This window comes from Breznakiella homolactica (assembly GCF_016616095.2).
GTDB classification, from domain to species: domain Bacteria; phylum Spirochaetota; class Spirochaetia; order Treponematales; family Breznakiellaceae; genus Breznakiella; species Breznakiella homolactica.
Window position 1 is genome coordinate 4,335,269 of the sequence record NZ_CP067089.2, and the last position, 14,039, is coordinate 4,349,307.

The 14,039-nt window shown below is 52.7% G+C and carries 11 protein-coding genes; 10 read left to right on the forward strand and 1 reads right to left on the reverse strand.

Going from position 1 to position 14,039, the window contains the following annotated elements; all coding sequences use genetic code 11:
- The first annotated feature begins 127 nt into the window (after positions 1 to 127).
- The 8 genes from JFL75_RS19420 (at position 128) to JFL75_RS19455 (ending at position 10,094) form a co-directional block, all read left to right on the forward strand.
- The gene (locus tag JFL75_RS19420) at positions 128 to 841 is read left to right on the forward strand and encodes a hypothetical protein (protein WP_215628329.1); all 714 of its coding nucleotides are present in this window, start codon (positions 128 to 130) and stop codon (positions 839 to 841) included.
- A gap of 73 nt (positions 842 to 914) precedes the next feature.
- Positions 915 to 1,865: a sugar ABC transporter substrate-binding protein gene (locus JFL75_RS19425; RefSeq protein ID WP_215628330.1), complete on the forward strand. Its 951-nt coding sequence runs from the start codon at positions 915 to 917 to the stop codon at positions 1,863 to 1,865.
- Positions 1,865 to 3,355, forward strand: a complete 1,491-nt coding sequence (locus tag JFL75_RS19430) for a sensor histidine kinase (protein WP_215628331.1) — start codon at positions 1,865 to 1,867, stop codon at positions 3,353 to 3,355. The genes JFL75_RS19425 and JFL75_RS19430 overlap by 1 nt, the downstream gene beginning before the upstream one ends.
- Positions 3,340 to 4,830 (forward strand): response regulator transcription factor, encoded by a 1,491-nt coding sequence (locus JFL75_RS19435; protein ID WP_215628332.1) that lies wholly within the window; start codon positions 3,340 to 3,342, stop codon positions 4,828 to 4,830. Before JFL75_RS19430 ends, JFL75_RS19435 begins: the two co-directional genes overlap by 16 nt.
- A complete protein-coding gene (locus JFL75_RS19440; RefSeq protein WP_223292709.1) occupies positions 4,827 to 5,915 on the forward strand; it encodes a substrate-binding domain-containing protein in 1,089 nt (362 codons plus the stop codon). The genes JFL75_RS19435 and JFL75_RS19440 overlap by 4 nt, the downstream gene beginning before the upstream one ends.
- Positions 5,916 to 6,073: 158 nt before the next feature.
- Complete coding sequence (locus JFL75_RS19445) at positions 6,074 to 7,198, forward strand: sugar ABC transporter substrate-binding protein (RefSeq protein WP_215628333.1); 1,125 nt, start codon at positions 6,074 to 6,076, stop codon at positions 7,196 to 7,198.
- A 154-nt stretch (positions 7,199 to 7,352) separates the two neighbouring features.
- A complete protein-coding gene (locus JFL75_RS19450) occupies positions 7,353 to 8,876 on the forward strand; it encodes an ATP-binding cassette domain-containing protein (protein ID WP_215628334.1) in 1,524 nt (507 codons plus the stop codon).
- A gap of 27 nt (positions 8,877 to 8,903) precedes the next feature.
- Complete coding sequence (locus JFL75_RS19455) at positions 8,904 to 10,094, forward strand: sugar ABC transporter permease (protein ID WP_215628335.1); 1,191 nt, start codon at positions 8,904 to 8,906, stop codon at positions 10,092 to 10,094.
- Positions 10,095 to 10,122: 28 nt separating this feature from the next.
- Here JFL75_RS19455 and JFL75_RS19460 read toward each other — a convergent pair whose 3' ends face one another.
- Entirely contained in the window at positions 10,123 to 11,349 is a 1,227-nt protein-coding gene (locus JFL75_RS19460) for an LEA/WHy family protein (protein ID WP_215628336.1), read from the reverse strand.
- Positions 11,350 to 11,518: 169 nt separating this feature from the next.
- On the opposite strand from JFL75_RS19460, the gene JFL75_RS19465 reads away from it, so the two are divergent.
- Positions 11,519 to 12,553, forward strand: a complete 1,035-nt coding sequence (locus JFL75_RS19465; RefSeq protein ID WP_215628337.1) for a LacI family DNA-binding transcriptional regulator — start codon at positions 11,519 to 11,521, stop codon at positions 12,551 to 12,553.
- Between the two features lie 91 nt (positions 12,554 to 12,644).
- The gene (locus JFL75_RS19470) at positions 12,645 to 14,018 is read left to right on the forward strand and encodes an FAD-dependent oxidoreductase (protein WP_215628338.1); all 1,374 of its coding nucleotides are present in this window, start codon (positions 12,645 to 12,647) and stop codon (positions 14,016 to 14,018) included.
- The last annotated feature ends 21 nt before the right edge of the window (positions 14,019 to 14,039 follow it).

Sequence of the window (14,039 nt, forward strand, 5' to 3'; positions counted from 1 at the left end):
TTACCGATCTCCATATACCGGTCCTTAGTGTATAGGACACAAGTGAGATATATTGGTTGCAGAAAAGTGTTATATTTTTGTATTTTATTGAAACGTACAGCGAAATCCAATTGTTTTAGAGGATATTATGAAGAATAGAACCATACTGCTGATGATTGCCGTATTAGGCGGACTCTGCTCCTGTTCAGCCCGGATTGAGGGTACGCTCCGGACGGAGGGCTCCGCCGAACTCCGGGTGCACGCGTCTCTGGAGCCGCGGATCGCCGCGGTTATCGCCTCATTTTCCGGACGGCTGGGCGGCGGTGATCCCAGGGATTTTGCCCTGGACGGGGCGGCCATAGGCCGTTCCATGGAAACCGCCCCGGGGATAAGCGCGGTTTCCTTCTATAATATAGACCCAAAAACGGTGGAAGGGACCATAACGATTTCCCGGGTTGACGAATTTCTGTCCGTTCCCGGCGTGGACCGGAAATTTCTCCGGTATTCCCAGGGAGCCGGCGGCGGGAATCTCGCGATCCGGTTTGAATTGGACACGGCGCCGGAACTGCTCCTGCTGCTGTCCGAGGATGTGGCGGATTACCTTTCCGCCCTTATGGCGCCGGCCGCCACCGGTGAGATCCTCACCCGGGAGGAATACCTGGACCTGGTAGCTTCCGTATACGGCGACGGGGTGGCGGCGGAAATCTCCGGCGCCCGGATCGCCCTGACTCTGGATGTTCCGGGACCGATCCGGCGCATCACCGGCGGGACCTATTCCGGCCGCCGGGCGCGGTTCGATATTCCCCTGATCGAAGCCCTGGTTCTGGACGTTCCCCTGGTGTACGAAATCGAGTGGAACTGAGAACCGCGTTGTTTCAATTATTCTCCCGTAAAAAAATATAGTCTTTTCCGGTATTGAGGGGTATACTTTTACGGTGAAGTTACCCCTCCGGATAGGTATTATTTTTTTCGGCCTCGTATCCCTTGCGGCATTTATTGTATCCGTATCCATGGTGGTGGGCCTCTATACCGGCAGGTTCCGGGATGACGGACCGGATATCAACTATCACTTCGCCCTGTACCTTCCGGATAACCGGAATTCATTTTTTAATGAAATAATTGCCGGAGCCGAACGGGCCGCGGCGGAACTTAATGCGGTTATTACGATCCATTCCATAGATCCCGCGAAAAACGAACTGGAGATGGCGCCCTATACTGGGGCGGACGGGTTTATCGTCTGTCCCTATCTGGAGGACAGCCTGGCCAGGAGGCAGCTTGACCGGATCAGCGGCCGGAACAGCCCCCTGGTTATTATCAACCACACCGTTCCCAACGATCAGCCGTGGCCTTTTATCGGTACCAACAACTTTGACGTGGGCCGCCGCATGGGTTTTCTGGCGGAAAATAAAAACGATGATCCCATTCATCTGGCGGTTGTTTACAGCGATAAGTCCCCGGGGATTTTCGGCGAACGGGAATTGGTGGAGATGGGCATCACCGCCGCCATCGGCGGGAGTCTGGCTTCTCCTATTATGGGCCTTAAAACTAACATAAATCCCATGGACGCCGAGGCGCTCCTGTACCGGCTTTTCCGGGACGAACCCCGGATCAATACCATTATATTTACCGATGCCAACGATACCATCGCGGCGGCCCAGACCCTGGTGGATATGAACCTCGTGGGAAAGGTCCGCATCACCGGCTTCGGGGATGACGAGGTTATCCTTGAATATATCCGGAAGGGAATTATCGCCGGAACGGTGGTCACCAACCCTGACCGGATCGGGTATGAGGCCGTCCGGTCCCTGGCTTCGCTGCGGTCCACCGGATATACCTCCGCGTCCATTGATACCGGCGTCAGGGTTGTAGACGGGGGCAGTCTGTAATGAGCCGGATCCGCAGTTCCCTTCGTTTCCAGATACTCGTGTCCGTATTCGGGGTATTTTTTATCCTGGTCCTTTCCACGGGCTATATTCTCTTTACCACCAGAAATTTGCAGGCTCTGTCGGACCGCAGTTTTGAGCAGGAACGGTTTATCTCATCCGTCATGGGGGACCTCGCGGCGTACCAGGAGCCGCTCACGGAGTATCTGGCGACCCGGTCTTCCAATGCCCTGGCAAGAATTCTTATTGACTCCCATAATCTGCGGACGAAAATTCCCGCTGATTTTCCGGTTTCCCGGAATAAGATCGAACTCCGGGAGCGGGAGCTGTATTCCCTGATTCATTCCTATCTGGATCTCGCGGACCGGGCCATTGAGGAAAAGCGGGCCAGGAATATTTCTTCGTATATCGAAACCTATGATGAAATGAGTGTGCTCCTGGCGTACATCAACAGTGAGATTGAGATCGTCAGCACCGAACGGTTCAGGAGCCAGCTCGAAAACTACGGTGTTTTTATAGCGGAATCGGGAGCCATCCAGCTGTGGAATCTCATCTTTATCATTTCCGTTTCTTTTTTCGTTCTGATGCTTCTGTTCCGGACGGTAGGCAAATTCAGCGATCCCTTTATCCGGCTTTCTGCCATGGCTTCCCAGCTGGCGGCGGGCAATTTTGAGATTGAGGATCTGGAACACAGTTCGGTTGAGGAAATTGACCGGCTCGTGCAGGCCTTCAACCAGATGAAGCAGGATATACGCCAATATATTGAAGAAATACGCCTCCAGGAATCGATCAAGCAGGAGTACATGCAGGAACGGATGCGCAATCTGAAAATGGAAGGCCTGGTCCGGCGTATGGAAATCTATACCCTCCAGGCCCAGATGAATCCCCACTTTCTGTTCAACACCCTGAACACCGGGATGCAGCTGGCCATTGTTGAGGGGGCGGACCGGACCGGGGAATACATGGAATACATGGCCCAGCTTTTCCGGCACATAATCAGGAACAAGGAAATCATCGTTCCCCTGCGCCATGAAATGGAGGGGCTGAACTATTATTTCTATATACTAAAAGTCCGGTTTCCGAAAAATCTGGACCTGGTCCTTGATTTTGATGAAACCCTGCTGGACAGTCATAAAGTCCCGGTTTCCATACTCCAGCCGCTGGTGGAAAATTCCATTATCCACGGGTTTAATGATATGGCCACGGGCGCGGTGGTCCGGGTCCGGGCCGTTAAGCAGGGCGACCAGCTGGTGCTTTCCGTGGAGGATAACGGCTCCGGTATGGAAGCGGAAAAAGCCGCGGAAATGCTGCGGCCCCAGCCCATCGACGAATCCTCCCTGTCCAGGCTGATGGGCCTGGAAAACGTAATCCAGCGCCTGTATTTCTTTTACCCCGATACCCCCGATGTGGTGGAAATAATAACCGGGAAAGGGGAGGGCACCGTAATACGCATACGGATCGATACCGGGAGGGAACCGTGTATAGAGTTCTGATTGTGGATGACGAGGAACCGGTCCTGGACAGTTATGAGTTTATGATTACCTCCACCGATGATTTTGCCGTGGCTGGAAAAGCCCGTTCCGGCTATGAATCCCTGAAGCTGATTTACGAACTTGAACCGGACCTGGTGCTCATGGATATCAACATCCCCGGCATGGACGGTATCCAGGTTATCAGTGAGGTCTACCGGAAATTTCCTTCCATGGTTTTTGTCCTGTCCACCGCCTACGAGCGGTTTGATCTTGCCCGCAGGGCAATTCCCCTCGGCATTTTCGCTTACCTTGTAAAGCCGGTATCAAAGAAGACATTTCTGAATACCCTGGATTCGGTGCGGGAGGAACTGCACTCCCGGACGGCGGGCTCCATCCCTTCCGCCACCGGTGAGGATGAGCGCCGGTTTCTTCAGAAAACTATCTGGAAGGAAATGGGCCGGAACGATTGGGAGCAATTCCGGGACCGGTTTTCTTTTCCTTCGGATAAAGTTACGGTCTGCCTGATTGATCTGGAAGGGGACCCGGAAAAATGGTGTCCGTCCATTTTTGAAAAGCTATCCTACCGGCATTCCTGCCGTTTTGATACCATGCTTAATCGCGGACTTTTTCTCATATTCGGGGATATCCGCAGGGATGATCTCGAAAAACGGATTGAAGCCATCCTCACCGAAACCCTTCCCAAGGACAGTTTCCGTTCCTACGGACTCGGCGGGCTGTATCCGGGAGAGGATCTGTACCGTTCCTGCGGCGAAGCCCTGGAAGACCTCCAGCGGAAGCGGAATCTGGCGGATGTGCAGATGCGGGAACGGCTGCGGATTATCCAGCTCCGCCGCAAAATGGGGATCGCTTCCCCGGAGGATCTCACGGCTCTTTTCAATACCCTTTGGGAGGAAGTTTTTTCGGTCCACGATTTTACCGTCGCCAAGGCTAAAATGGCTTCCGTTTTTCTTTTTTTAATCGATGATTACTCCGGCTGTTACAGCGGCCATTCCGAGGAGCTGCCGCCCCTTAATCCCCATGAGGACAGCATGGGGATCAGCAGCCTGGAGGAATGGGAAACCTGGGCGCTGCGGTCATTCGATTATATTGTCAGGATTTCTTCCCTGCGGCGGTCGGACCGGTTTCCGCCGCCCCTGGCGAAAGCCCTTGAGTTTATCCACGGACATTATACTGAGGGAATCCAGCTCAGCTCCGCCGCTGAGGCCGCCAACGTTTCGGCGGCGTATCTGAGCCGCCTTTTCGCGGAACATCTGGGTACTTCCTTTATTGATTACATCACCGAGCTGCGGGTCGAACAGGCGGAACGGCTTATCCGGGAGACGAAAATGAATATCAAGGAAGTTTCTTTTGCCGTGGGATACCAGGATCCGAATTATTTCAGCAAGATTTTCCGGAGGGCCACGGGGCTTCCCCCAACACTGTACGCCGCGGAGAAACGGGATTATTCCGATAGCCGCGGGGAGGAATGTGTATGAAACGGTGGTATTTGCTTCTTGCCGGTTGTTTCCTGATTATGGCGTGTTCGGGAGAAAAAGGTCCGGTCCGCCCGTATCCGGCGGCGGAAATTCCCGCGGTGCCCGAAATTACTCAGCGGAGAATCCGGGGGAATTCCGAAACGGTGACCATCGGTTTTTCCATTGCCACCGATACTTTTATCATTGAACGGTGGAACAAGGATGTGAAGGTCTTTTCCGGCGCTGCCCAGGAACTGGGAGCGGAGGTGATTTTCCAGCTTTCCGCTGGCGGCATCCGTGAGCAGATTGCCCAGATCAACTATCTGGTAAACAGCAATATCGACATCCTCGTGGTGGTAGCCCACGATACGGATATGATTTCCGGGGCGGTAAAACAGGTCCGGGACATGGGTATCCCGGTGGTCTGCTATGACCGGATGGTCATGGGTGTTCCCATAGACGCCTATATATCCTTTGACAATACCGAAGTGGGCCGCCATTTCGGCAGGGCCCTCACCGGAGCGGTACCTACGGGCAACTATTTAATTGTAAACGGCGCCGTGTCCGATTCCAACAGCCGTAAAGTAAACCAGGGCCTTCACGAAATTATCGATCCCCTTGTGGAATCCGGGGCTATCCGGATAGTCCGGGAAGTCTGGCTTGACGAATGGAGCCACGATGAAGCCCTCGAAAAAATCGAGGCGGTTTTCGCGGAAACCACCGATATTGACGCCATTTCCTGCGGCAATGACCAGATCGCCAGCGCCGCGTACCAGCTCCTTTCCGAACGGCGTCTGGCGGGCAAGGTAAAAATCGCCGGGCAGGACGCGGATCTCATAAACTGCCAGCGGATCGCCGAGGGAACCCAGCTTATGACCGTATACAAACCCATCGGAAGGCTTGCGGTGCGGGCGGCGGAGCTCGCGGTTGCCCTTGCGCAGAACCGGGCAATTCCCTATGACGCGCTGATGGATAACGGAAGCGGCACCATGATTCCCTCCTATGTGGAAATGCCTGTGGCGGTCTGCAGTGACAATATGGACGGAACCATCATAAAGGACGGATTCCACTCCGCCGCCGATGTGTACCGCAATGTGATCCGGTAAATACCTCATAGGTAAAAATTTGCGACAAAATATTCCTCCTTCGGGCTGTTTTGGCGGCGGAGTTGTGGTTTATTCCTTATTTTTGTAAAAACTTTACGATTTTAAACTTCCGGAATTGACCTGATAATGGGACAAACACAATTCTTGGAGGTTTTATTATGAAAAAATTGTTAGCTGCCATGTTCATTATGCTGGCCGCCGTTTCAATCAGTTTTGCCGGGGGCGGCAAAGAAGATTCGTCGGCGCCTCTGATCGGTATTGCCATGCCCGAGACCCATGTGGAACGCTGGCAGAAGGACGGCGCAAACCTGAAGTCCGCGGCGGAGGCCCGGGGTTACCGCGCGGAAGTCACCTTTGGTGACGCCGACCAGACCCGGCAGAACCAGCAGATCCAGAACCTGCTCACCAACGGAGCGAAACTTCTTATTGTCGGATCCGTTAATGAAGGGGTTATTTCTGCGGTTGCCGACGCGGCCCAGGATAGTGTTCCGGTAATTGCCTACGACCGGATCATTTCCAATTCCGCGGATTACGATTACTATATCACCTTCAATAATTTCAAGGTCGGCCAGTTCCAGGGCCAGGGAATTGAAGCGGGACTGAATCTCAAGAACGCCACCGCCGCGAATCCCAAGTACATCACCCTCTTTGCCGGTTCCCCCACCGACGGCAACGCCTTCTTCTTCTATGACGGCGCCATGAGCGTCCTCAATCCTTATATTGAAAAAGGTGTGCTCAAGGTTGTTGGTCCCTATCCCAAGACCTCCGCTGACCGGGCTAACTTTACCCGGATCGCCACCGAAAACTGGCAGCCCCAGATCGCCAAAGCCAGGATGGAAAACCTTCTGAACAACGATGCCCGGTCCGTGGTCCTGGACGCGGTGCTGGCTCCCAACGATACCCTTGGACGGGCGATCATCGAAGCCTGCCTGGCGGACGCGAAATACGCGGCACCCGGAAAGCTCCCGGTCATTACCGGCCAGGATGCTGAAATCGGTTCAGCGGTTTCGATTAAAAACGGCCAGCAGTACATGACCGTTTTTAAGGATACCAACAAACTCGCGGAAGCCGCGGTAATTCTGGCTGACCAGATCCTTAAAGGCCAGACCCCCAATATTCCCGGTGCGGAACTCGCTTCCGGCAGTCTCCAGAGTATCGGTGATACGGGAAAGAAAGTGGTCAAAGCCTACCTGCTCGAACCGATTCTCATTACCAAAGACAATCTGAATGTGGTGGTGGATGCAGGTTTCTACACTGATTCCGAAGCGGCCCAGTTAAAATAAAAATATTTAAAAAAATGTAAAAATCAAAACCCGGGAAAACCGCTCATCCGGTTCTCCCGGGTACCGGTACAGCGCGGTACTGTGGTTAATATTCGGGGAATTAACCTGGCCGCGCCGGTTCCCTGCCGGCCTATTCCCGAAACAGGAAGCAAAAATGAGTGAGTACATTCTGGAGATTGAAAATCTGACCAAGGTGTTTCCCGGCGTAAAGGCTCTGGACAATGTGAGTCTGAAGGTAAAAAAAGGAGAAATCCATTCTCTCTGCGGAGAAAACGGAGCGGGGAAGTCGACCCTTATGAGCGTTATCAGCGGGGTGTATCCCAAAGGTTCCTATGAGGGCAAAGTTTTTTACAAAGGTACGGAAACAAATTACCACAGCGTAAAGGACAGCGAAAAAGAAGGGCTTGCCATCATCCATCAGGAACTTGCCCTCAGCCCGTATCTGTCGATCTATGAAAATATTTTCCTCGGACACATGAAGACCCGGCTCGGATTTATCCGCTGGGATGACTATATTCGGGATTCAAAAAAGTACCTTGCCCAGGTAGGGCTAAAGGAAAACCCAGCCACCGTTGTTAGCAAGCTGGGAGTCGGCAAACAGCAGCTGGTGGAGATTGCCCGGGCACTTTCAAAAAAAGTTGAGCTGCTCATCCTCGATGAACCGACGTCGTCCCTTAATGACGATGAAAGCGAAAAACTCCTGAATCTTATTCTGGAACTGAAAAAACAGGGCATCACTTCTCTGATGATTTCCCATAAGCTTAATGAGGTTCTGAAAATCGCCGACACCGTAACGGTGCTGCGCGACGGCAAGTCAATTTCAACTTACAGTGTAAAAGATGACAATCTCACCGAAGGCATGATTATCAAGGATATGGTCGGCCGGGTCCTAACCCACCGTTTCCCCGAACGTGAAACCGTGCCGGGGGACACCGTGCTGGAGGTCAAAAACTGGACCGTCTACCATCCCGACTACCATGGGATCAAGGTCGTAAACGACGCGTCCTTCTATCTTAGGAAGGGTGAAATCCTGGCCTTCTGCGGACCCATGGGCGCGGGCAGAACCGAACTTATGATGAGTATCTACGGACGTTCCTACGGCTCAAGCTGTGAAGGAACTGTATATATCAACGGAAAGCCTGTGGATACTTCCACAACCCAGCGGGCTATACAATCCGGGATCGGATACGTGTCGGAGGACCGCAAGAGCCTCGGCCTGATCCTGATCCAGGATGTTAAAACAAATATTTCCAATTCCAGCCTGAGGAAAATATCAAGGCTTGGTGTGGTGGACACCCAACGGGAAATAGAGGAAGCGGAAAAGTACCGGCAGGAGCTGTCCATAAAAACGCCTTCGATACACCAGATCACCCGGAACTTATCCGGCGGAAACCAGCAGAAGGTTGTCCTCAGCCGGACACTCCTGGCGAATCCGGAAATATTTATTGTGGATGAACCCACCAGGGGTATTGACGTGGGTTCAAAAACGGAAATCTACGGCATCCTCAACGGACTGGTCAAGCAGGGAAAGAGTGTAATCATGGTTACCTCGGAACTGCCCGAAGCTCTGGGGCTGGCGGACAGGATTTACGTGATGAACGAAGGTCGGATCAAGGGGATGCTGATGAAGGAAGATGCTACCCAGGAAAAAATTATGCACATAGCGCTGGTTAACTGATTACGGCGGTTTTAAGGAGTAACACGTATGAGCGATAAGACTGTACACAGGGTAACAACCCGGTCTCTGCTGCGGAACAATATCCGTAATTATACCATGTTCCTTATGCTGGCATTGATTATGATTGTCTTTGCCTTTCTGACAAACGGGGTTAATCTCAATTCCCGGAATTTTACGAACATATTTATCCAGAACAGTTACGTGCTGCTGCTGGCGGTTGGAATGGTCCAGGTAATGATCCTCGGATGCATCGATCTTTCTGTTGGATCCGTCTGCGCATTCGTGGGCGCCATCAGCGCCATGGTATACAATACCGGCGCCGGCATGTTCACCGCCGTTCTGGTGGCGGTTCTCATCGGCGTTGCCATCGGCGCTTTTCAGGGGTTCTGGGTGGCCTATATGAAAATGCCCGCGTTCATTGTCACCCTGGCGGGGATGCTGCTTTTCCGGGGGCTCACATATATCATAACCAATGTTACCCCTGTGGGGCTTAAGGATGACGGGTATAAGCAGCTCGCTTCGGGGATGGCCAATATCCCGGGCCTCCAGGTTGGGAATCTCTATCCCACCGCGCTTATCCTGGGAATAATCCTGTTTGTGGCATACGCTGTCCTGGAAGTCGTTTCTCGGAAGCGGAAAATACGGAACGGTTTTGATGTCGCCCCGGCTGGGCTGTTTCTGCTCAAGCTGGTCCTCATAGGTATCCTGGTCTTTGGTCTGAGTGAACGCTTCGCCACATACCGCGGACTTCCCCGGGTGGTGATCCTCCTGGGAATCGTGGTTTTTATCTTCAATTTTATGATGAAAAATACCGTCCTGGGCCGGTACATTTACGCCGTGGGCGGGAACGCCCGGTCCGCGAAACTTTCGGGTATCAATTCCGAGCTGGTGACATTTACCGTGTTCTGTATAATGGGCTGCCTTTCCGGGCTCGCGGGGGTGGTCTTTACCGGGTATATGAATTCCGCGCTTCCCCAGGCGGGAAACATGTTTGAGATGGATGCCATCGCGTCATGCTATATCGGCGGCGTTTCCGCCTCCGGCGGTATCGGGACAATCATCGGCGTAATCGTCGGCGGTTTGGTTATGGCCGCCATCAACAACGGTATGTCCCTGATGAATATCGGCTCGGACTGGCAGTATGTCGTGAAAGCCCTGATCCTTCTCTTCGCGGTATTTTACGATGTCTACAGCCGCCGCAAGTCGGGCCTCGGCTGATATTGTTCCGGCGCGGCCGCGGAAGGGGTTACTTCCGTATTTTCGTAACCCCGCTTACCGCGAAGGGAAGTTCGGTCCCCTCGAAGCCGGGAAGGCTGCTGGACAATTCCAGGGAACCTCCGCTGGAATAGGCAAAATCCCGGTTTCCGCTTATGAGGCCCAGCAGTTCCTGGATGATCTGTCCGGACTGGAGCGAAATCGTAACCGGAACCGACGCTGAGCCCCGGGGCGGGATAACCAGGTTTTCCGGAACCGAACCGCTTGCCCAGGAGGCACTGTTAACGGAAAAATCATAAGCAAAACGGTCCAGGGTAAAGGAATAATCGTTTTCATTCCGGATTTCCCAGGAAAGGCCCGCTTCGATACGCTGGAGGCTGGTATTTTTAACCTCCAGACCGCCGAATGAAACCTTAGGCATTCTGAGAATAGGAATTTTTCCCAGCTGTTCCAGGCTGAAATCGCTGTCCGAAAAAAGCGGTACGGGAAAATCCGCCGCCAGCGCCATGGCAAAGTCCGCCTCCCGGGCCTGCACCAGGGATGCCGCCACGGCAAAGAGTTCGGCAAAGGAAACGTGGAGGCCGAAGTCAATGGTCCCCGCGGCCTTCGCCTCCAGTGCTCCGCCTCCGGCGATGGTGCTTTTCAGCAGAGGGTAACCCTGCACTTCGTATTCCCAGGCCAGATCCGGAACCGGTATGGAAAACACATTGGGATTTTCCACCGCCACGGAACAGCGCATATCAATCCCCTCAAAATTTATTTTAGCGATTTCCAGGGCCTTTACTTTTATCGCCGGGATCTTAAGCAGCGGAATGGTCCCGGAAAAATCGAGGCTGAAGGTACGGCTTTCCAGGATGGGCAGGGGAAACCGCAGTCCCAGGGCAACTCCATACCCGACTTCATCGGCGCCCATGAGGGAGGCGAAGGTATTGAAGAGTCCCTCATAGGTTACCGCGATGGGGATATCCACCACTGTGGTTTTTCTGGCCTGGATATTGCCGTTGTTTTCCAGGGTTCCCCGTATAAAATCATTGCCGTTTACGGCGAAATCCCAGTCAATCTCGGGAAAGGGAATGGTATAACTATTGGGGTTTTCCACGTTGACCCGGCACAGGAGTTCAATTCCGTTGAAATCAATGGCCGTTATGTTCGCCGAGTTAAATGATATTTTTGGCTCCTTGAACACCCCCTCAAGGGATTGGCAGGTACAGAGTACAACACATGCCGCCGCAATAAATAAAACTCCGTATTTTTTCATCCTGGTCTCCTGTTACGGTTGTATGTCCGCCGCCGCTTAAAACACCGGCCTTCTGGAAAACCAGTGTAATGGTATAGGAAGTTCCGCGCAAGGGATAAAAATTATTTGACAAAGTAAAAAATCCATATTACCATAATAAAAATTGGAACGGTTTAATGGAACGGTTTAAATGGGTGTGACCATAATCGATGTCGCCAAGGCGGCGGGGGTTTCAAAAAGTACGGTTTCTCTGGTGGTAAACGGCAATACCGCGATTAAACCGGAAACCCGGGATAAGGTTCTCAAAGCAATTGATGAACTGCGGTACGTTCCGAATATAAGCGCCAGAAATCTCACCACAAAAAAAACGAACATCCTGGGTGTGGTGATGAATGTGGAAAACGAGAACTATTCATCCTATGAGTTTGATTCCGAAACCGATATCTTTTCCTATGATGTTTCCACGGGAATCCCCGCGGGTCTGGCCGGTTCCGATTACGGTATTTTGACGGAGCGTTTCTGCGCTTCAGGGGACAAGTCCCGGCTCCCGAAGCTCGTTCTCAGCAACCGCGTGGACGGTGTCTTTGTGATGGGCGGCCTGTTTCACGATAGTTTTATTCAGAATTTAAAGAAAAGAAAAGTCGCCTGTGTTGTAGTCGGACGGCACATTCCCGATGTCGATTCGGTGAGTCCCGATTTTACCCAGGCCGCGTATCTGGCGACCCGGTACCTGATTGATACGGGACACAAAAAAATCCTTTTTATTAACTGTCCCTGTATATTCCCTTCCAACAAGGACCGGTATACCGGAATAACAAAGGCTTCCAAGGAATGCGGATACCCGGTGGATTCCAAATGGACCATAGATACCCAGCATAATACCGGCGAGGGCGGATACAACGCGTTCAAGTCCTGCTGGGAATCGGGAATCAGGCCCGACGGCATATTTGCCGCCAACGATACCATAGCCCTGGGAGTCATGCGGTACCTCCATGAACGGAAAATACGGGTACCCGATGATGTTTCCATAATCGGATACGAGGATTCAATTCTGGCGGGATACGCCGTCCCGCCGCTTACGACAATAAATGTCGCCAAGGCCAGAATGGGAGAAGAATCCGCCCGGATTATGCTGGACAGAATCAGAAACCCCCGGCAGCGGTATGTCTCGCTTACCATTCCTCCCACACTGGTGGAACGGTCCACGGTAATCCGGAGAAAATAGCGCGGAATACTGAAGGGAAAAAGAATGAATTTGACAGATTTATTGGAACGTTCCAATAAATCTGCTATTAATAATATGAAGGAACAGATCAATGGGTAAAAAGACAATTACTTTACCGGTCGCGGAAGAAGCCGCAGCGGATGTACTGGTGGTGGGCGGCGGCCCGTCGGGCATTGCCGCCGCCATTGCCGCGGCGCGGAACGGCGCAAAGACTATGCTCATAGAAAAAGAGGGCTATGTCGGAGGAATGGCAACCGCCGGGCTCGTGGGCCCCTTTATGACAAGTTACGATAATACCGGGACCCGGCAGGTTATCAAAGGTATTTTCGACGAACTGGTCAGCCGCATGGAACAGGAAAACGGCGCCATCCATCCTTCAAAGATTCCCGCGGGAACTCCCTATGCCTCATTTATCACCAAAGGCCACCAGAATGTAACGCCCTTTGACCCGGAAGTCCTTAAACGGGTTGCCGAGGCCATGCTTCTGGAGAACGGGGTTGAGCTGCTGCTCTACACACAGTTTATCGACTGTACCCTCGAATCCGGCGCGATAAAATCCGTGATTGCGGCGAAAAAACAGGGACTCTGCGAAATATTCCCCAGAGTCGTTATTGACTGTTCCGGGGACGCCTTTGTGGCATCCAGGTCCGGTGTTTCTGTCATAAAGGGCCGGGAAAAAGACAATGCGGTACAGCCGGCTACTATGTTTTTCCGGGTAGCCAACGTTGATTCCGCCAGAGTCAGCAAGTCAATTGAAGAAAACAAAGACCTCATGGGGCAGCCCTTTTTCGGCGCCTTCAGCTGGCTGATCCGGGAGGGCAAAGAAAAGGGCGACTGGAACATCGACCGGGATGAACTGGGCTGCTATATGGCTCCCGGCGGTAAAGTCTGGAACATGAATACCTCCAGAGTCCAGGATGTGGATGCCGTCAACAGCGAGTCTCTAACCGGCGCTTCAGTTGAAGGAAGAAAACAGACCGTTCACATTCTGAAATTCCTCAAAAAGTATATCCCCGGATTTGAGGAAGCTTTTATTGTAGATACCGCTCCGGTGGTCGGGGTCAGGGAATCGCTGCACATAAAAGGAGAATACACCGTAACGGTTGACGACCTTATCGCCTGCAGATCCTTTGATGACGACATTCTTCTGTGTTCAAATTCAATTGATATCCACGCGGATGACGGCAGCGGCGGCGAGTATGTCACCGTGGATACCTGGTACGGTATTCCCTACCGCTCGCTGTTCTCCCGCAGCTGCACGAACCTTCTGGTGGCGGGCAAAACTATTTCCGCCACATCGGAAGCCGCCGCCGCTTTCCGGGTGATGCCTCCCTGCTACGGAATCGGCCAGGGGGCCGGAACCGCGGCGGCGTTGGCGGTCAGTGCCAATAAAAATCCCGGAGAAATAGACATCAAAGAGCTTCAGAAAAATCTTATCAACCAAGGGGTGTTCCTTAACAGGTAACGCCGTGGAATAACGAATTAA

Bases quoted from the DNA above. Each gene is read 5' to 3' on its own strand.
- JFL75_RS19420 (WP_215628329.1), top strand. From the start codon at position 128: ATGAAGAATAGAACCATACTGCTGATGATTGCCGTATTAGGCGGACTC.
- JFL75_RS19430 (WP_215628331.1), top strand. From the start codon at position 1,865: ATGAGCCGGATCCGCAGTTCCCTTCGTTTCCAGATACTCGTGTCCGTA.
- JFL75_RS19440 (WP_223292709.1), top strand. From the start codon at position 4,827: ATGAAACGGTGGTATTTGCTTCTTGCCGGTTGTTTCCTGATTATGGCG.
- JFL75_RS19445 (WP_215628333.1), top strand. From the start codon at position 6,074: ATGAAAAAATTGTTAGCTGCCATGTTCATTATGCTGGCCGCCGTTTCA.
- JFL75_RS19450 (WP_215628334.1), top strand. From the start codon at position 7,353: ATGAGTGAGTACATTCTGGAGATTGAAAATCTGACCAAGGTGTTTCCC.
- JFL75_RS19455 (WP_215628335.1), top strand. From the start codon at position 8,904: ATGAGCGATAAGACTGTACACAGGGTAACAACCCGGTCTCTGCTGCGG.
- JFL75_RS19460 (WP_215628336.1), bottom strand. From the start codon at position 11,349: ATGAAAAAATACGGAGTTTTATTTATTGCGGCGGCATGTGTTGTACTC.
- JFL75_RS19465 (WP_215628337.1), top strand. From the start codon at position 11,519: ATGGGTGTGACCATAATCGATGTCGCCAAGGCGGCGGGGGTTTCAAAA.
- JFL75_RS19470 (WP_215628338.1), top strand. From the start codon at position 12,645: ATGGGTAAAAAGACAATTACTTTACCGGTCGCGGAAGAAGCCGCAGCG.